Source organism: Nonomuraea sp. NPDC050227, from assembly GCF_044459705.1.
Classification (GTDB): domain Bacteria; phylum Actinomycetota; class Actinomycetes; order Streptosporangiales; family Streptosporangiaceae; genus Nonomuraea.
Genome location: NZ_JBITJF010000007.1, coordinates 520,895 through 539,158, shown reverse-complemented (window position 1 = coordinate 539,158; position 18,264 = coordinate 520,895). Strand labels below are relative to the sequence as shown.

At 64.0% G+C, this 18,264-nt stretch carries 15 protein-coding genes; 3 read left to right on the top strand and 12 right to left on the bottom strand.

The genetic code is table 11. The features are described 5' to 3' along the window. Nucleotides 1-7: 7 nt before the first annotated feature. Genes ACIBK9_RS28955 through ACIBK9_RS28940 form a run of 4 tightly spaced genes read right to left on the bottom strand, consistent with a single transcriptional unit; the run spans nt 8 to nt 4,116 of the window. Nucleotides 8-1,075 (bottom strand): UDP-N-acetylmuramate dehydrogenase, encoded by a 1,068-nt coding sequence (locus tag ACIBK9_RS28955; RefSeq protein WP_397162074.1) that lies wholly within the window; start codon nt 1,073-1,075, stop codon nt 8-10. Beyond that, a complete protein-coding gene (locus ACIBK9_RS28950; protein WP_397162073.1) occupies nt 1,072-2,091 on the bottom strand; it encodes a serine hydrolase domain-containing protein in 1,020 nt (339 codons plus the stop codon). Before ACIBK9_RS28950 ends, ACIBK9_RS28955 begins: the two co-directional genes overlap by 4 nt. A gap of 16 nt (nt 2,092-2,107) precedes the next feature. After that, nucleotides 2,108-3,379, bottom strand: a complete 1,272-nt coding sequence (locus ACIBK9_RS28945) for a UDP-N-acetylglucosamine 1-carboxyvinyltransferase (RefSeq protein WP_397162072.1) — start codon at nt 3,377-3,379, stop codon at nt 2,108-2,110. Between the two features lie 5 nt (nt 3,380-3,384). After that, nucleotides 3,385-4,116 (bottom strand): hypothetical protein, encoded by a 732-nt coding sequence (locus tag ACIBK9_RS28940; protein WP_397162071.1) that lies wholly within the window; start codon nt 4,114-4,116, stop codon nt 3,385-3,387. Nucleotides 4,117-4,131: 15 nt separating this feature from the next. On the opposite strand from ACIBK9_RS28940, the gene ACIBK9_RS28935 reads away from it, so the two are divergent. After that, nucleotides 4,132-4,914 carry an alpha/beta hydrolase gene (locus ACIBK9_RS28935; RefSeq protein WP_397162070.1) on the top strand — a complete coding sequence of 261 codons (783 nt, stop codon included), beginning with the start codon at nt 4,132-4,134 and terminating at the stop codon, nt 4,912-4,914. On the opposite strand, the gene ACIBK9_RS28930 is transcribed toward ACIBK9_RS28935, so the two are convergent. From ACIBK9_RS28930 to ACIBK9_RS28900, 7 genes are all read right to left on the bottom strand, one after another. Beyond that, a complete protein-coding gene (locus ACIBK9_RS28930) occupies nt 4,909-6,630 on the bottom strand; it encodes a carbamoyltransferase C-terminal domain-containing protein (RefSeq protein ID WP_397162069.1) in 1,722 nt (573 codons plus the stop codon). The two genes, ACIBK9_RS28935 and ACIBK9_RS28930, sit on opposite strands and share 6 nt — an antisense overlap. 455 nt (nt 6,631-7,085) lie before the next feature. Then, nucleotides 7,086-7,460 carry a holo-ACP synthase gene (acpS, locus tag ACIBK9_RS28925; protein WP_397162068.1) on the bottom strand — a complete coding sequence of 125 codons (375 nt, stop codon included), beginning with the start codon at nt 7,458-7,460 and terminating at the stop codon, nt 7,086-7,088. Then, nucleotides 7,457-8,581: an acyl-CoA dehydrogenase family protein gene (locus tag ACIBK9_RS28920; RefSeq protein WP_397162067.1), complete on the bottom strand. Its 1,125-nt coding sequence runs from the start codon at nt 8,579-8,581 to the stop codon at nt 7,457-7,459. The genes acpS and ACIBK9_RS28920 overlap by 4 nt, the downstream gene beginning before the upstream one ends. Next, a complete protein-coding gene (locus ACIBK9_RS28915; protein ID WP_397162066.1) occupies nt 8,578-8,988 on the bottom strand; it encodes an acyl-CoA dehydrogenase family protein in 411 nt (136 codons plus the stop codon). The genes ACIBK9_RS28920 and ACIBK9_RS28915 overlap by 4 nt, the downstream gene beginning before the upstream one ends. A gap of 153 nt (nt 8,989-9,141) precedes the next feature. After that, complete coding sequence (locus ACIBK9_RS28910) at nt 9,142-9,396, bottom strand: acyl carrier protein (protein ID WP_397162065.1); 255 nt, start codon at nt 9,394-9,396, stop codon at nt 9,142-9,144. 85 nt (nt 9,397-9,481) lie between these two features. Further along, on the bottom strand, nt 9,482-10,396 hold the full coding sequence (locus ACIBK9_RS28905) for a hypothetical protein (protein ID WP_397162064.1): 915 nt from the start codon (nt 10,394-10,396) through the stop codon (nt 9,482-9,484). A gap of 69 nt (nt 10,397-10,465) precedes the next feature. Further along, on the bottom strand, nt 10,466-11,833 hold the full coding sequence (locus ACIBK9_RS28900) for a condensation domain-containing protein (protein WP_397162063.1): 1,368 nt from the start codon (nt 11,831-11,833) through the stop codon (nt 10,466-10,468). 2,634 nt (nt 11,834-14,467) lie between these two features. Here ACIBK9_RS28900 and ACIBK9_RS28895 point away from each other — a divergent pair. Continuing rightward, nucleotides 14,468-15,703 (top strand): hypothetical protein, encoded by a 1,236-nt coding sequence (locus ACIBK9_RS28895; RefSeq protein ID WP_397162062.1) that lies wholly within the window; start codon nt 14,468-14,470, stop codon nt 15,701-15,703. Between the two features lie 93 nt (nt 15,704-15,796). Here the strand turns inward: ACIBK9_RS28895 and ACIBK9_RS28890 are convergent, their stop codons facing one another. Next, the gene (locus ACIBK9_RS28890; protein ID WP_397162061.1) at nt 15,797-16,714 is read right to left on the bottom strand and encodes a hypothetical protein; all 918 of its coding nucleotides are present in this window, start codon (nt 16,712-16,714) and stop codon (nt 15,797-15,799) included. 422 nt (nt 16,715-17,136) lie between these two features. On the opposite strand from ACIBK9_RS28890, the gene ACIBK9_RS28885 reads away from it, so the two are divergent. Then, nucleotides 17,137-18,051 (top strand): transglutaminase domain-containing protein, encoded by a 915-nt coding sequence (locus ACIBK9_RS28885; RefSeq protein ID WP_397162089.1) that lies wholly within the window; start codon nt 17,137-17,139, stop codon nt 18,049-18,051. Nucleotides 18,052-18,264: the final 213 nt, after the last annotated feature.

Sequence of the window (18,264 nt, the reverse complement as noted above, 5' to 3'; positions counted from 1 at the left end):
GTTCTCCCTACGTGTCTATGACGCCGATGAAGCGCGGCTCCGGCGTCAGCGTCACGCCGAAGAGTTCGTGGACTCGCTGGACGATGGTCCTGGCGGCGAAGGCGATGTCCGCGGCGGTCGTGCCGTCGTCCGCGACGAGGGCGAGTGTGTGCTTACGGGAGATGCGGGCCGAACGGAAACGCTGGCCGCGCTGGAACCCGGCCTTTTCCATCAGCCATCCCGCACTGGTGCGGACGAGACCGTCGCTCCCGGAGAGCACAGGAGGTTCGTGGCCGGTCAACGCGGCCACTCGCCGTTTCACCTCCGCCCAGGTCGCTGCCGCGAGGAGGGGGTTGAGGAAGAAGGAGCCCGCGGACCTGCTTTCGGGATCTGCCGGGTCCACCACCATCCCTTTGCGACGCCGGATCGCCAGGATGGCCGGTACGAGTTCCGAGATCGGCACTCGAGCGCCGAGGCCGGTCCCCAGTTGGACGGCCACCTGATCGTAGGTGATCGGTGCGCTCAGGCAGCCGCGGCTCAGCCGGAAGGACACCGACATCACGGTGTGGCGATCCGGGTTTTCCTTGAATAGGCTTGACCGGTACCCGAAGAGGCACTCGGCCGGGGTGAGCTGCCGGCGCCCCCGCCTGGCCCAGTCCCAGACCTCGACCCTGGTGATGGTTTGCGCGACCTCCTGGCCGTACGCTCCCACGTTCTGGATGGGGAGCGCGCCCACGGTGCCGGGGATGCCCGCGAGGCACTCCAGGCCGGAGAACCCTTCTGACACCACGAAGTCGATCAGGTGGGAGAACGGCTCGCCGGCCGCGACGGTGACGTCGACCGCGGAGTCGTCGATGACGGAGGCCACCAGCCCTCGGGTCCTCATGAGCAGGACCGCATGCGGGTAGCCTTGATCGGCGACGACGACGTTGCTGCCTTCGCCCAGGATCAGCGGGGGAGGGCCGGAGCTGGTCATGGCGTGGTCGATGAGGTCGTCCGGTGTACGGATCTCCGACAGCCGGTCGCACGGACCGCCGACACCGAAGGTGGTGAGTGGTCCTAAGGGCACGCCGGCGGTGGTGGACGGTCCACTCATCGTTCCGCCAGCCCCCTGATGTTGTGCCGTAGGCCCGCGAGGCCCCGTCGGTCTCTCGAGTTGTACACCGCATTGGACAGCACCGTGACATACGCCGACTTCTCCTTGAAGACGAACACGCTGCTTCCTGTGAAGCCGTGGTGGTACATGGTGCGGCCGTCGTCCGACAGCAGCCAGGCCAGGCCGCGATGTTCACCGGCGCCGGCATGGACCTGGACGCTCTGCTCGACGTAGCGGGCGAAACCTGTGTCCCCCCAGTCGTCGGTGATGACACGTCGGCAAAACGTGGCCAGGTCGCGTGCCGTGGTAAAGACTCCGGCATGGCCCGCGACCCCTCCCATCTGCGCGGCGTTCTCATCGTGCACGACACCCCAAACAGGACGGGTGCCTGCGAGCCTGGTCTCCGTCGGGGCGACGGAGCACGAGGCCGTAAGAGGCCCGAAGCTCGTGTCGTTCATCGACCAGGGCTGCCAGACCCGCTCGGACATCAGCTGATCGAGCGGGCGTTTGTAGAGTCTCTCGAGGAGCAGCCCCAGCAGCACGAAACCTCTGTTGATGTATCGGTATGAAATGCCCGGCGGCGTGTCCAGCGGTTCGGAGAGGATCAGCTCCACGAGATCGCGTCCCGAGCCGACGTAACGGTCGAACCGGGTGGCCGCCATGAGGCCGCTGGTGTGCGAAAGGAGCTGCCGAGTGGTCACGACCGATCCGGGCAGGGACTCTTCGCCAAAATATTCACCGACCGGTGCGTCGAGGTCGAGGTCGCCCGCAGCCACGGCCTGACCGACTCCGACCCAGGTGGCGACGATTTTCGTGAGGGAGGCGATATCGAACAGCACGGTCTCGAGCGGAGGGAGGTCGACCAAGCCTGGCGCGATCACCCCGTGTGTCAGCACTCGCGTTTGGTCGACCGTGCCCACGATGGCGACGGCACCGGGTGCACCGCCACTCGCGACCAATTCGTCAAGCCAGGAGGACACGGACTCGGCCGCCAGGTCCAGCCACTTTCCTGTCATCAGTTGAATCTCTCCGCTAGAGGTCAGAGAAAGAGATGTTCGCCCCGAGATTCGCCAACTTCGGGACGAGAGAACTATAGCCGCGATTCAGGTGAAAGATGCCCGATATGCGGGAAGTTCCTGTGGCGGTCAGAGCAGCCAACAGTAAAGCCGTGACACAACGGATGTCCACTCCGGTCGCGTGGGTGCCCGTTAGTGCGCGTGGGCCGCGCACCCTCAGCGTCTTGCCATTCTCGCTAATATCGGCGCCGAATTCACGAAGGCCGGCGACATGGGTGGCGCGTTTCGGATAGACCGCCTCCGTGATGGTGCTCAGCCCGTCCGCCAGCGTGAGCAACGCCGTCATCTGAGGCTGCAGGTCGGTGGGGAATCCCGGATGCGGGGCGGTGGCGAAGTCGATGGCCCTGAGATCATGCCTCCGGGCGACGGCCACCCCTCCCGGAACGTCCGACATCTCGATGCCGACGGCATCGACGGCGTCATGGAAGGCCGACGGAAAATCCGTGAGCCGGGCGCCGTCAAGCGTAGTGCGGCCGCTGGTGGCGACCGTGGCCATCACCAGCGTACCGGCCTCCAACCGATCGACGGGGACCATGTAGTCCGAGCCGCGCAGGCCGTCCACGCCCTGGATCTCGATGCGTCCATCAGGCTGGACACTGATGTCGGCCCCGGCCCTGTTGAGGAAATCGATCGTGTGCATCACCTCGGGCTCAATGCTCGCGTCCGTCAGCACAGACGTTCCGCTCGCCGTCACCGCGAGGAAGAGGGCGGTGACAGTGGCTCCCAGACTGGGTCCAAAGGCGGTGTTCAACGAGGCGGAGAACGCCCCGGGGCGCCCCGCGGGCAGCGTGGCCTCCACCCGTCCGCTGTGGAGCGTGATGTCGGCGCCGGCCGAGGCCATCACCGCCAGGTGCCGATCGATGGGACGGTCGCAGAACGCGTCACCTCCCGGAAGGGGGAACGCCACCCGCCCAGCACGGACGAGCACGGCCGCGCCGAAGCAGGCGGTCGGGCGGATTCGGCCGCCGAGCTCGGCCGGGATCACCGAGCTGATCTTCCCCGCGGCCTTCGTCCTTAATGTCTGGTCGGCGTAGTCGGCGTCCGCGCCCAGGCTCCGCAACAGCTCCGCGCAGACGTGCGTGTCGATGATGTCCGGGGCGTTGGAAAGCTCGACCACGTCGGGTATGAGGAGTGATGCCGCGTAGAGGTGCAGGGCGATGTTCTTGGACCCCTGCACCAGGCATCGGCCGTGCAGCGGCCGGCCGCCGCTCACCAGGAGTTGGTTCATGGCGCTCACCTGATTCTCGAGTCGGCGGGCAGAACGCCGCCGATCTGGTTCCTGGGGTAGATCACTGTGCGTGGCCCGATCAGCGTGCCCGGCGACGTCGAGATCAGCGCGGGCAGCTGCGCGTGGTCACCGATCACCGCACCGAATTTCGTGTAGCCGGTCGGCACCGGGTGCCCGTCGACGTTCACCGATATCTCGTCCACCGCGGGTTCCTGGACCGGCCGGTCGACTCTGAGGTTCGTGGTGACGCATGAGCTGCCGATGTTCACGTGGCTGCCGACCACCGAATCGCCGATGAACACCATGTGCGTCGCCTGTGATTCGGACATGATTATTGACCGGGTCACTTCCGTGCAATGACCGATTTTGCAGCGCGGTCCGATGATGACATTGTCCCGGATATAGGCATGCGATCGGACGACGGCGCCGGCGCAGATGAGCGCCGGCCCTTCGATGTAGGAACCGGCCTCGACAACGGCACCGCGCTGCACAATGACGTCGCCCTCCACATGCGCGGCAGAGTGCACGGCGCCGCGAATGTCGCGCCGCCCGCGGTCACCCAGCCAGTCCGTCATCGCCTGCTTGATGTCCAGCACGGAAGTGCAACTCTCGAAGAGATCGGCGAACGGCAGGTGCTTGATGTCGAAGTAGTACGAGATCTGGAGCTTCTCGAATACGAGATTCTCAGTAGTGTGTTGAGTCGTTCCAGGTAAATTCCCGCTCACGTGGTGCTCCATGGAAAGAGGTCTGGTATGCGGCAGGTCGAACTGGTCGCGGAGGACGGCGTTCTGCTGGACGCGGTGTTGCACGAGCCGGCCGGTGAACCCAGGGGAATGGTCGTCGCCTTGCACGGCATAACGGGAGACATGGAAGCACGAGGCAAGTTCCCCCGGCTGGCGGACATTCTCGTGGCGGCAGGCTACGCGATGCTGAGGTTCTCCTTTCGCGGGCATGGCAGGAGCGGCGGAATGCCGGCGGACGTGACGATCGCGGGAGAGATACTGGATTTGCGGGCGGCGCTCGCCTACGTGAGATCCCTGGGAGATCTGCCCTTGTCGCTCGTCGCGACCAGCTTCGGCGCGGTGAGCGCGACACTCTCGTTGCCCGATCTCGAAGACCGGCTGGCCGGGCTGGTGCTCTGGTGTCCGGTCCTGGATCTTCGCCACACGTTTCTCGAGCCACAGCTGCCGTGGGGACGGGCCAACTTCGGCCCTCAGCAGCGGCGACGCATGCTCGTGGACGGCACGTTGCTGATCGACGGGAGATTCGCGATCGGACGTGCGCTGTGGACGGAATTCGCGCTTCGCCGCCCGCTCGACGAGCTGCTGAGCAGTTCGGTTCCTACCCTCATCGTCCACGGCGATCAGGACAGCTATGTTTCCTACGAGGTCGCGAGGGCCGCGTCCCGAGGGCGCGCCGCCTGTGAGTTTCGGACCGTCGTCGGTGCGGAGCACGGTTTCGACACCCGGGAGCGTGAGGACGAGGCGATCCTCGCGACAGCGGACTGGTTGCTGGGAAGGCACCGCGCCTCATGAGGCCGGTGCGTCGACCTGCTCGATCAGGAGGTTGCCCAGGGCCAGGTAACGCAGGCCCGACAGGTCGAAGACCCGCAACGCCTGGGCCGGTGACTCCACGATCGGATAGCCGTGCAGGTTGAAGGAGGTGTTCAGAACGGCGCCGATTCCCGTGCGCTCCTCGAACAGCTTGATGAGACGGTGGTAGCGGGGATTCGCCTCTGCCGAGAGGATCTGTGGCCTGCACGTGTGGTCCTGCGGGTGCACGGCGGCTCTCAATTCGTCAAACTTGTCCTCGTTCAAGGAGAATGCCTGAGCCATGTACTCGCCGCCGAACTCCCGCCAGTCGGTGAGGTAGTCGTGTGCTCTCTCCCGCAGAACGGTGGGTGCGAAAGGCATCCAGAAGTCCCGCTTCTTCACCATCTGATTGATGATCAGGGTGGCATCCGGGTCGCTGGGGTTGGCCAGGATGGAGCGGTTGCCCAATGCCCGCGCGCCGAATTCCATGCGGCCGGCGAAGCGCGCGACGATGTTCTTGTCCGCGAGCAGGGCGGCGCACTGGGCCTCGATGTCGTCGACCTCGCGCACGCGTACGTTCTTGAGGAAGGTGTGCTGGTCGACCGCCGCCGCCATGTCGGCGTTGGTGTGCTCGGACCCCAGATACAGGCCGGGAAGCGGACGGCGTCCGGCATCCGTGGGGGAAGGCGCGATATCCCCCGCGACCCAAGCCGCGCCGAGCGAGTTGCTCTCGTCCCCTCCGGAAGGGCAGAAGAAGGCCGAGGTGACCTCGGGCAACGCGGCGATGTGCTGGTTGATCTTGACGTTCATGAAGAGGCCGCCGCCGAAGGCCAGATCTGTTATGCCCAGCGAACGAATGACGTTCGTCACCCATTGTGTGGTGACGCGCTCCGCGAACATCTGCAGGCCGGCCGTCACCGCGTCGAAGCGACGGAAGCGCAGCAGGTCGAGGAGTATCGGAGCCATCTCGGTGACCGGCGGCGTGCCCGATCGCCGCTTCCAGATCAGTGGTTCGGCGGGGTCCATCTCGAACATGGACTCGAAGAGGGCGCAGATCTCGCTTGCCGCCTGTGCTTTCTCCGCATAAGGCGCCATTCCCATGAGCTTGTACTCATGCTCAAGTGGTACAAAACCGAGCAAGTATGTCACGTAGCCATAGATGGCTGCGATCGAGTTGTCCCGGTGGACGGAGGCCAAGCGCGTCAGCTTGCCGTTGCTGCCGACTGAGACCGACGCGCACAGGTCGTCTCCGTGGCCGTCACTTGTGAGGACGAGGACCTCCCGGTCGAACGTCCCCCTGGCGAAGTAAGCGGTTGCCGCATGGCAGGTGTGGTGGTCGATGAACTGGATCCGTTCCTCGGGATATCCCGCGTCCCGTAGAAACTTCGTTCTCCGGCGCTGCTGCTCCACCGCGCCGCCTCGTGACTCGAGGGCCAGTTGTTCGGCCGGGGCGGTGAATGTGCGATTGAAGACCGTCATGACGTCGGCCGTGGTGTGCAAGCCTGGATTGCGGAACTCAATCGTGCTGAACGCGACTTGATCGATTTCCTGCAGCGACGTCCCGGTTAGTTCGAGAATGCGATGAACTGCCGTTCTGGGAGCTCCTCCGCGATTCTTTTCCCGAGTTAATCGCTCTTCCTGGATAGCGGCGACGAGCTGGCCGTCGTCGATTATGCACGCGGACGCAGAATGGCCATCGTGCACCCCGAGAACCTTCACACTGCTCCTTCGGCTTGACGGTCACGTCAGATCGAACGAGTCCAAACCATATGTATGGCAATCCGCAATGTCAAGTGTTCTATATTCTCGATGAATTGTCACAGAATGCTGCGAACCGAATACACGCTCGTCCGAAATATGGCCATCTTTTCGCGCAGGTTTCGGTCGCCTCCTTTTCGGCTTCCCTCGTCGCGCACTCGGAGCGGTGTGAATAAACACGACGGGGTGGTTGCCGTGGGCGATCCTAAACGCCGCGATAGCGGCTGCCAAGGCCGGAGCAGCACCAGATGAAAGACTCGCGGGCGTGCGAGTCCTTGCCGGAGGCGGGGCGTTCGGTGGCCGCGCTGCTGCCGTTCAAGCGGCAGGCGTGGACCGGACGTCGGGCTGTAGCGGCCGGTCAGCGGGGGTACCACGCGTCGTGCTCGGGCGACGACTCCCTCTTGGAGTCGTACCCTTCACCGGCAGCATACGGCGGCGACGCAGATGACGAGATCATTCTGGTGGGTGAGCGAAAGGTTGATCGCGCCGACACCTGCGGCCGCTGCGATGCGGGCGGCCCCACTGTGGAGGAAAACGGCAGGGGCACCCCAGTCGTCGGCAAGGATCTCTATGTCGCGCCATTCCAGGCCCTGGCCGAATCCACGGCCCAGCACTTTGGCGACGGCCTCCTTGCCACAGAAGCGGCCGGCGAGGTATTCGCCGAGCCGGGGCTGACGCATGTGCCGAGCTGCCTGGAGCTCCTTCGCGGAGAACAGCATCCGACGGAAACGCGGGCGCTCCGCGATGCGATTGAACCGCGAGATGTGAAGAAGGTCGACGCCTATTCTCATGACATACCTCCAGGCATCCGTCCGTTCAGAAAGGTGCGTGCGATATGCAGCCGCTGGATGTTGCTGGTGCCGTCCATGAACTCGAACCCGGCCACGTCCCTGGTCCATTTCTCCAGCAGCGGATGCTCCAGCAATGACGCCGGCCCGAGAGCCTTCGCCGCCCATCGGGCGGTTCTCATGGCCTGCCGTGTCGCGAGCAGTTTCACGACCGAGGAACGGTGTCCCCGCTCTGTGCCGGCATCCAAGCCTGCGGCGGCTTGCCAGACGAGGTCCTGGCAAGCCTCATTGGCAGCCTGCACGTGCGACAGGCCAGGGGCTTGCGGACGATGAGCTCGTACGTGGTCGAGGATGCCCGCGGAGGTTCCCATCGCCATCGCGGCCACCTGTATCCGCATATTGTGAAAGACCTTGATCGCAGCCCAGAGCCCTCGGCGAGTGGCGGTCAGATGCTCGCCCAGCAGATCGATGACGGGCACTCCTCCGAGCCGGATCTCGGCCAGGCACGCGCCACGCAGACCGATCATGTCCAGGGATTCCGCCGTCCAGCCTGGTGCCGGTACATCTACAAGCGTGGCTCTGACGGACAGCAGATGCGGGCCCGTTCTTCCGAAAACTACGCCGATTCGACCGCGGGCGCCGTTGCCGATGTACCGTTTGACCCCGTACAGCTGTCCGTCTTTGATGCGTGTCTCCATCGAGGTGGCGTTGCTGCCGAGGTCCGGCTCGCTCATCGCGAAGAACGTCCAGGTCCTTCCGTCGGCGATCCGCGAGTAGAAGAGGTGCCGCTGCTCTTCGGTGCCCAGCAGATCGACGATGAGTCCGGCAACGTCAGGCATCGGGCACGCGAGCAGGCTGCTCGCGTCGCCGCGCGACAGCTCGGTTACGGCTATGACCCACTCGAGCGCCGAGTCCGCCCGGAAGGTCCAGGAGCCGATGCGGAAAGGCTCACCATACGGGCAAGGCGTGCTCCACTGCCGGATTCGGGAGAAGACCTCCCTCTCGAGGTGAGGGTTCATGTCGTAAGGGTCCCGGTCGATCGGTGATGCGAGATCGCGTAACTCGGCCGCGGTCTCGGCGCAGACCATGCGCCACGCCTGCAGACGTCGGTCCAGAACGATCACTGAGTCGCTCCCCAGACATTCGCGATCATGGCGGAGACATAGAGGGCGCGGGTAGGCTGATCGGTGATGTAGCCGGCGCCACCGAAGAGCATGATGATCCCTTCATCGAGCTCCGTGATCAGATCGTGGGCTTCATGCGGCGCATTCAGCATGGCTCGGGCGAGCTCGATGCCGGCAACAGTGTCGGCGACGCTGCCGGTCACGAGCTGGCGCCGCAGGAGTGGTTCACCAGAGGACTGTCGGTTGCCCAGACGGTGGACGACCGCGTCGAGAGCCCGCCTTGTCGCGCCCAGCCGGGCGGCGGCCAGCCGGGAGCCGAGCTGCTGGTCAGGTGAGCCGGGAGATGTGTCGCGGAGAAAGACGATCCCTTCGGCGGCGGCCAGCCGATGGTGCACCACCTCACCCACGGCCTGGTCGGCGGGGACCGCCGCACAACTGCCCGGCCTCGACCCGGCCAACGCCGTCCTCAGCCCTTCGGCCAGGCCCCCTTCGTAGCCACACGTCTCGCAGGCATGAGCCGCCATGACGTCTCGCCGACCTGAGTCGTGCCGACGCATCGACTAGGCCGTCTTCCTGGCCAGGCACTTCTCAACATAATCGGTCAGTGAACCGATGGTGGCGAACACCTCGGCACTGATCTCATCGGGATCGACCTCGATTCCCACATTGTCCTCCAGGTTCATCAGCAGCTCGAGGAGGCTGGTCGAATCCAGGGCGAGGTCTTCGAACAGCCGCACATCGGGAGAGGGACTGGCGATCTCGTGACCGAGAAGAGACTCCAGTTCGATCCGGACGGATGCCGATGCCTCACGCATAAGGACTCCTTCTCAAACGAGGACAGGTGCTCTGAGCGACGCTCCGTCGCTGGGCGTATCTCGCGGTCCAGGGGTTCCTGAACACTCAGGGCTTCACCGAGAGGGGGGCGGAACTGATCATTATGGAGGTCTCTGCCGGAGAACCTCGGTGACTGATCAGCTGTTCGGCGCTGTCGAGCTTCCACAGCAATCCGTCGAGGCACCGGTCCGCCGGCCACCGGTCCGGCGAGATGATGCCCCACCCGCTGAGCGTTCGCAGAAAGAAGGGGTCAGCGGCATGCCGTTCCCCGTTCACTTCTAGCTCCACCCAAGCGTGCCGCACGGGGTAGGGGCGTGCGATGTAATAGCCGGTGGCGGACCGCAGCGGGATCTCATGCTGCCGGGCGACCGTGGCGAGATGGAGGCTCCCCAAGTGGCAGTCGGCGAGCCCGGAGTCGGCGAAAAAGGTCAAGTCAGAGCCCAGGGGCTCCGGAAGGATGTGATAAGTCATCTCTCCTGCTGCCTTGACGAGTGGTTCGAAGACTGACCCCAGGCACAATGGAGTGCCGCCCACGGACGCCTGCACAGAATAACTCTGGGCATTGTGTTCAGTCAGGGAACCGACCGCGAAATCTGCCAGCTTCCGCGTGTCGAAGGCGAATTTGCATTGACCTGGGTGGCCGGGCTCAGGGCATCGAGCGGTAATGCGCACCGACATGACCAGCCGCCCGAGCCGATCCATCTCCTCAAGCATTCGTGCCCACGAGCGCATTCCCATCCACACGAAACTGGGTAACCGCAGATCGAGACTGACGTTCTGGAGATCCAGGGAGTCGAACATGCGCTCGCCCGCAACGGAGCGGTGTGGTAAGCCCAGGTCCAGGAGTTTCTCCAAGAGGGCGGCCCCGATCCGGTAACCCTTGGTGACCCGGTGATGATTGATCTGGAAATCACGCCATCGATCCGGTACCCGGAGCAGCTTCGCCACCGCCCATGTGACCTCAGCGTCCGCATGCGTCATCGAAACCTCCCTTCTTCCGCCGAGACCCGTACCGCCGCACTTCTGCGATCGCCGAAGCGAAGGCGCCGGTCAGTCCGAGACCAGGTCTCCAGCACGGGCTGATTTTCCTTCTGCCATTGCCTGAAGTGCGGACTCCACCCCTGACAGCAGTCTCGTCAACATGCTCCGGCTGAGCAGCCGGGAATTCACACGGGCCGTGACGAAGATGCGCCCTTCTTCGTCGTAGCCGATCCGGAAAGAGCAGTGACTCGGCATGTAACTCCAGCTCGGCAACCATTCGAAAACCGTGTCCTCCATGACCGGTCGATCGTGCGACTCGAAAACCCGCGCCTCCGTGATGAAGTTGTTGAAGAGAAAACTGGTGACCCGGTCATGTATGTCGTCGAATCCGCAATCGCGCAGGGAGGCCTGCAGGGAATAGGGCGGCCAGTAGGCACTCAGGTAGGCCCGTGGCATATCGGCTTTGATGCTCTGAACCATCTCCGTGAGTGTTCCCGCCGAGGAGCACGGTGCCGCGATGACGCCGCCCTGAGCCAAGGGGCCGGCATAGTCGCCGGCTCGGCGGAGGTACCGGTTGGCGAAGACGATCTCCACGGCCGCGTGACCGTCATGCCCGGTGACGGCGGCGACAGCCGCCGAAACCGCCGCGAGCAGCACGCTTCCCGCGGTTGCCTTATGACGTGACACTGCGGCCGGCAGGGCCTTCGCTGCTCGGTGCGAAGTCATCTTGGCGTGAATGATCGGGACGTCCTCACCTTTCAGCCGCGGAGCGCCCCACAGATGTGGGCCGGTTCGCTGAAGTGCCTTACTCCACTGGTCGCAGGCGCGCTGGCCCTTGGACCTCGCAAGGCGTGTCTTCTCCAGCTGTACCTGATCGAATGGTTGCCAATACGTCTCGTCGGGCGAGACGTATTGGCCGTTGACGAACTTCAGGAACGTCGTCTCCAAAACCTTAAGCCCTTGGCGGTCGACCGCGAGGTGGGATATGCTGGGAAACACGAATCGTGGCACACCGCGATCGGTGAAGACCGTGAAGGCGAATTGGGCCCCATGCGCGTGGTCGAATACCCTTGCGAGGCTCTTCTGTGCCTCACCGTATACTGACTCGCGCCGCTCGCCTGCGATGTCCACTATTTCGACAGGCATTTTGGTTGGCCGGGTCACTTTCTGTACAGGGCCCTCGGGGGTCTCCTGGAAAACAGTACGAAGTGTTGCATGCGCGCGTATGAGGTTGGCCAATGCGCTCAAAATCGCGGGCATCGTGACTCCCTCGGGAAGCCTCCATTGCAGTCCTACATTGAGCAGGTTCGCATCTTGGCCGAAGCGAACGAGGCCTTGCCACACAGAGTGCTGCCCCCAGGTGTGCGGGAACGAGTAGTCAGGCTCCTGCGGCAGCTCAGAGTAGTCGATCTCCACATATTCCGTGTTCTTCTTCATCGACGCGCTCCACTCGTCGGGTGGGAGTGAGTGACCGTACTCGATCTACGGGGGCGTGGCGCCGAACCTGTATTCTGCGGGCCCTGCCGCTACGCCACTCATTCTTCGGTCAGAGACTCGAGCGTGGTCTCCGTCTCGGGGATCGAGTCTTATGGAGAATAGGCTGCACCAACCATGCCGCCCTCGCCAAGGGGTGACGCTGGCGCGCGGGCACGCTGCTCCGTTCGCGGCTTCACCGTGCTCAGGCCTGGGCAGCGCATACGACGCTGGGGTGCGTGTCGACACCTCAGCGTGGCGTGCGGCCAGGTTCGTGCTGGTGAGTGTGCCGTCCAGCTTGATCAGCCTGTTGCGCTTGATCGGTACCGGACCTTGGACGACGATGACCGACAGGATCGTTTGTCCGATGTCCACCTCGCGGGCTGTTAACCGCGCCTGAGCCCCAAGCCTGGTCTGGTGGGTGGAAATCCGCCGCGGCGTCACGTCTCAGTTGCAGCCCGCTGGGCTTGATATGCCGCGAACCTCGGTATACCTAACATCGGGCTTTCGCGGTGGGTTTCACGTGGGCGGATCTACTGCATGAGAAATGTGCTTCTGGCAGGGAGGGCGGGGCTTTCCAAGGTCCTGTCCACGCCAGATCGAGAAGCACTTTGCACGTGAAGACCATCGCCCCCCACCGCACGATCATCGCCTCTGCAGACGGCACCGGGTTGCTGCCCCACGCCGCAGCCTGCTGCTGCTCAAACCCTGCACGTCACCGGGCTGGACCGAGTGCTGTTGGCGTAGCTGGAGCGTCGGCGGCTTGAACACGCGGTGCACGATCCCAGCAAGACCGTGGCCGACCTGGCCGTCGCTCTCACCTCCGGCGGGGACTGCCTGGCCGACATCGCCCGGGTGTACGCCCAGCCCGAACTGTTCGGTCAGGTGGCCTCCGACTCGACCGTCTCCCGCCTGATCGACGGGCTCGCCGCGACGAGGTCAAAGTGCTCAAGGCCCTGCGCGCGGCCCCGGCGGTTCCGGCGGACCGCTGGCCATCCTGCTGCGGCCGGACAACGCCGGCTCCAATACCGCCGCCGACCACATCGAGGCCACCCGTCTGGCCCTGGCCCAGCTGCCCCGGCCCCGCCAGCGAGAGGTGCTCATCCGCACCGACTCCAGCGGCGGCACCCACGAGTTCTGCCTGGTTCATCAAGCCTGGCCGCCGCCTGTCGTACTCGATCGGGTTCACTCTCACCGAAGAGATTTAGCAGGCCGTTCTGCGCCTAGGAAACCGCAGGGACGCCCGCCTACGACGCCGAGCGGCAGGTATGGCCCGGCGCCTGGGTGGCCGAGCTGACCGGACTGCTGAGTTGTCCGGCTGACCCAAAGTGATGCGCGTTTCATCGCCCGCAAGGAACGCCCGCATCCCGTGCGCCAAGGACACCGGCCTGGCCAACCTGCCGCTGCACCACTTCGCTCGCAACCAGATCTGGTGTGAGCTCGCCGCCTTGGCCTGTGAATTCCTGGCCTGGATGCAAATGCTCGCACTACGGGCACCACCGCCCAAGCTACGAACCCAAATGCCTGCGCCCGTTCGCCGTGGTCGGCCGGCTGGTGCGCGGCAGTCGGCGGCTACATCTGCGACTCGCCGCCCGATGACGCTTGGCCCGCGACATCCTCACCGCCCTGACCCGCCTGCAGGTTCCGCCAGCCACACCCTGACCAGCCACAAAACGACACTACGACCCAGGAAAGGACACCCGCGGGCCCGTGGAACCGCCCACCTGACGCGACAACTGGGCCCACGTGCAGGCCCATAGCACGCAACGCAATCCTCAGCCGGGCCGCTCAGCCGACCACATCCTAATCATGAAAGATCGAGGCTAAGACTGCACGATCAGCACCGCTTCCGCGCCCGCAGAACGAGGTCCGTGCTTTCGAATGACGGCTGATCAGAGGGCGAAGGGTGTCCAAAAGTCGCGCGAGAACGTCAGCTGCGATCCATGAACATCCGTTTCCTGTGGCGTTGTCAGCAGTTATATGTTGAGTTAACCTCAACTGGATCAACGAACTGAAGACAGTCCTGAAGGCCGCAACCTGGGTGTCGGCGCAGGATTGTGACGGAGGTGTGCACGGTCAGGTATGTTACTTCGCAAACAATTCCGCCGGCTGCTCATCTATAGCCCGACCTTGGGCGTCCGGTGCGGGATGTCCCCGGCAATACCACTAAGTTCTGTCGGCTTGCTGTGCTTGAGGCGGGGTTGTCGTGCGTCAACCAAGACTTTGAGTGAAGAGATTCTCTAAGTCAGGTTCTGAAAGGGTCAAGTGGTGCTAGGAAGCCTTGGGCTGGAGAAGAATGCCGACCCCGTGTCGGAAATAGGTTGTCTCAGCTCTCCAGGCTATCCGCCCAATCGCTTTAGTCGGGCAACGACACGGGCGGACCGCTCAAGCTGCGACAATGGGCGTAAGGCTGATGCTGACAGGAGCTCAGAACGGGGTCCCCGCACTGGGTGTGCCACCTCCTTCGTCGATTCTGTGGATGGAGTGCCGGGCGCGGCGCCTGCGTTATTGTGCCCGGGGAGGAGTGCCGATCTCGGGTCCATTGACCGGCTCGAGAGCACCGAGCACCCGAGCTGGATGTCATAGAGCAGTCTGCCCTTGTTTCCTGTCGCATGCCTGTCGAACGAGTATTGGTGCGGCATTGCGGGGGCCATTGATCCGCAACATGAGACATCAGAGGTCAGCGGACTTCGCCTGAAGCGGGCTGACAAAAATGGACTGCGGGACGCGTGGATGCGAGGAGAGATTGGTTTGGGTCGACAAGTCGAGAGGTATTTCTCCGAAGGCGAGATCGAGGCCGCCACGATTCATCCGCTTCCTGTGCGGGAGAACGTCGGTGATCAGTCAGAGGTTAAGTGGATACTCATCGATGAGTTAGTGCCTGGCCACTCTCCGCGACTTGAGGGAGAGGACCCGGGGCATGTGCAGGTTCTCGCGGAGACGCAGGCGGAGCTGCCTCCGATCCTCGTGCACTGGCCGAGCATGCGGGTGATCGACGGAATGCACCGACTGGTTGCCGCGCGGCTCAAGCAAGAACGGACGATCAGGGTCAGATTCTTCGAAGGTGACGAGTGCGAGGCCTTCATCGCCGCTGTGCAGGCCAACGTCACCCATGGATTACCACTCACCGTCGCTGATCGGGAAGCCGCGGCGGTCCAGATCATCGAGATCCACCCTCATGCCTCTGATCGGTCGATCGCCGCGATGGCCGGCCTCGGGCCGCGTAGGGTGGCCGCCCTACGCCAGCGGATGGGTACGGAAGAGGCCCAGCCGCTGGTACGCCTCGGACGCGACGGTCGGCTCCGGCCGTTGAACAGCGCCGACGGCCGGCGCGTGGCCAGCGAGATCATGGCGAAGCGGCCCGACGCCTCATTACGGGAAGTGGCGAAGCTGGCGGGCATCTCCCCGGCGACGGTGCAGGACGTGCGGAGACGGATGGAGCGCGGAGAAGACCCCGTTCCGGCTAAGCTGCGCGCCGAACAGGAGGGACCTCGGCCGTACAACGGCGCCGGACATGAGGGTTCGCCCCTTCCGAGGAAGAGCCACGCGGATGCCGTGGCCCGAGATTGTGAGCGCGGGCCGACGCGGGACCGCGCCTCGATGCTGGACAGTCTTCGGAAGGATCCGTCACTGCGCCTCAGCGTCAATGGACGTAAGGTACTGCACTGGCTGTACACGCACATGGCGGGTCCGAGAGATTGGGAGGAAATCATGCACGAGATCCCCTCCCATTCCGCCTTTGTCGTCGCTCAGATGGCACGGGACTGCGCCTCCGAATGGGCAGAGTTCGCGCAGCAGCTGGAGCGGCGGCTGCAAACCTCCGAAGAGAGATAGGCGCGCCGCCGAGCTCTTCAACGGGCGATCGCATGCGCTGCGGGGTCGGACAGTCGGCGGCTTCACTCCGATGACTGTTCCGGCTCTAACTGGTCAGCTCGGTGAGACGGCTGGACGGGGCGGTCTTGCCTGGACAGCCTGCAGATCCGGGCGAAGTAGGATATCTAGCCCCCGGCAGCGATGGCGGACGGCGCCAAGCTCGCCCTTCGCCAACGGCAACGCGCGGTTCAGCGTCGAGCCGAAGCAGAACGCGGCATACTCCTTGGTGAAGAACATGGGCGCCAGGCAAGCCAGTGAGGGATCCAGCGTCTTGGTCAAACCGTCGTTGTCCACGACTTCCACCCAGGCATGTCTCTGGGCGCCGAGCCCGGCGACCAGGTAGCCAACTCGCATCTGCGCGTTCCTTTTGATGTCCTTGAGGTGGCCGGCGAGTGCCAAGGAGAGGCCGACGCAATCACCGATGTTCCACCGAAAGGTGTAGGAAACCTCTAAGGACAGTTTGGGCGGGGTGTAGTGGTAGCGATATCGCTGTAGCACGTACTGCCATACCTCGCCGATCCGGGTGTCCTGGATGGTCGCGCTCGTGCCCTGGCGTGTGATCACTCCATGCCACTCGGCCCGGCCCGCTACGATGATCCTTTTATCCCATGCGCTGCCACACAGTTCTGGCGCCTCCCAATCGTCGCTTTCGCATGCGGCGGCCTGTGGGCAAGTGGCGCTCATGGCGACGTTGAACCGCAGCGCGCGGGTCCGATCCGACTGCACGACAATGCGGCCGAGATACTTCATCTCGAGCTCCGGCTGGGTGTTGCCCAGGCTGGAGTACAAGGCCAGGTTGTACATGTCCCGGACGTCGAAATACGTTCGGTCCTCGACCTGGATGGCACCCGGGATGGAAGCTGGATCAAGGCGGGGGCAGCGAAGTATCTGCCGAGTACGACCGAGGTCGACCAGCTCGCGATACTCCGGCGGCGTGGGGACTACTTGCCGCCATGCTTGACGCAGGTCCATTTCCAACCTCTCCGGATCTATAAGTGGAGACGTTCCCTGGGCTCGGTAGTCCATTTCAGCCAGGCGCTATTCGTCGAGCACTACGCGGGTGGTCACCCTATGGATCTCTTGTCCATGACGCTTGGAGAATGAAGGGCGGCTGTCCCCGCCCAAATATGTATCATTTCTTGCACCGCACGCCCCCGTGTGAGCGGTCTGACAACTGTCGGATTCGTCGAGGGTGCAAGAGCTGTCCATGAATGCACTTGTGGACGAAGAAATTCCCGATCGAATCGCACAGACGATTCGATCGGACACGTTCGGTGATATTCGCGGACGCAGGTCGCCGTATGAACAGCTGCCATAGACGATCGGGAACGGTGCCAAAGCCAGGCGGGTCTCCTGCTGATGGCCGTCCCAGGTGAGGAGAGCCAGCCGTGGCCATGGACGTGACTGATGAGCTTGACCGACACATGCGCGCCCTGCTCCCGAAGCTCAAGCTCATCCCCAACAAGGCGCGCTCGTTCACGATGTCGATGGACGACGCGATACGGGGCTACCGCTTCACCCACGAGCTTCTGGAACGCCTGCTGGCCTACGGGTTGCCGGCCCATGGTGGGCCCGACGGGCCGCGCATGAACGATATGGATCTGCGTAACGTAGCCCTGCGCCTCGGGTTCGGTCCGGTCGCGCTGGCCGCCCGGCGGTTCTGGGCGGCCAGCCTCAGCCAATCGGGTGGTCAGGCGCGAACCTATGAAATCTTCTATTACGCGGCTTGCCCCACGCCCGGTCACGGACCGGCCTGCCGCTACAGATTCGTGCTACCGGGTGGCGGGCACGCCGAGTGCGAGGTTCCGGCGGCTGGCGGCGGTGGCTCGTACAAGACCACGTTGTCCCTCGACACGGGATGGCCATTACTCCCCTCAGAAAGCCGGTACATCCTCGAGGTCACGGAGGGGCTCGAATTCATGTACCTCCCGGAAGCGCTCAAGACAGATCTCGGCTTCATCCGGCGGACTGGTCTGTCCGACTGCCGCGGTACGACCGAGCTCCTGGTGCGCGAGGGGCGTCGCCATGGAGTGCCGGTCCGGCCATCATTCGGATTCATCGTCGCCCCGCCGTACTCCTCTCGCCACAACTGGGCGGAGTTTCTGGTGGGGGACCGATGGGTGCCGATCGATCCGGTGTTGATCAGGTTGATGGTCGACATGGGGCTGCTTGACGCGCGTGAGTGGCCCGTTTTCCGTTCGCCGGGAACGATGCTGGTGCGCGTTGGCGATGAACCGACGTGGGTAGTCGCACACGAGAGCGAGCCCGTTCCCGCCGAGGTACGAACCAGACGGCTGCGCCGGGACTGATTCCACATCGCGAGGCCGTTCGACTGGTGCTGCCGAATCAGTCGAACACGATGACCTTCGGGGAACATTGCCCCGTTCTTCATCCGTAGGCAGATTATTATTACGAGCCGCGTCGGCGCCTCTGCCCAAAGGGGTTTGTCTCGTGCTGGTCAAACAGCCTGGAAGGCTGTTTAGGTGGCTGAGGTGTTGGAATCGCTCGCCCGTGTACACCCT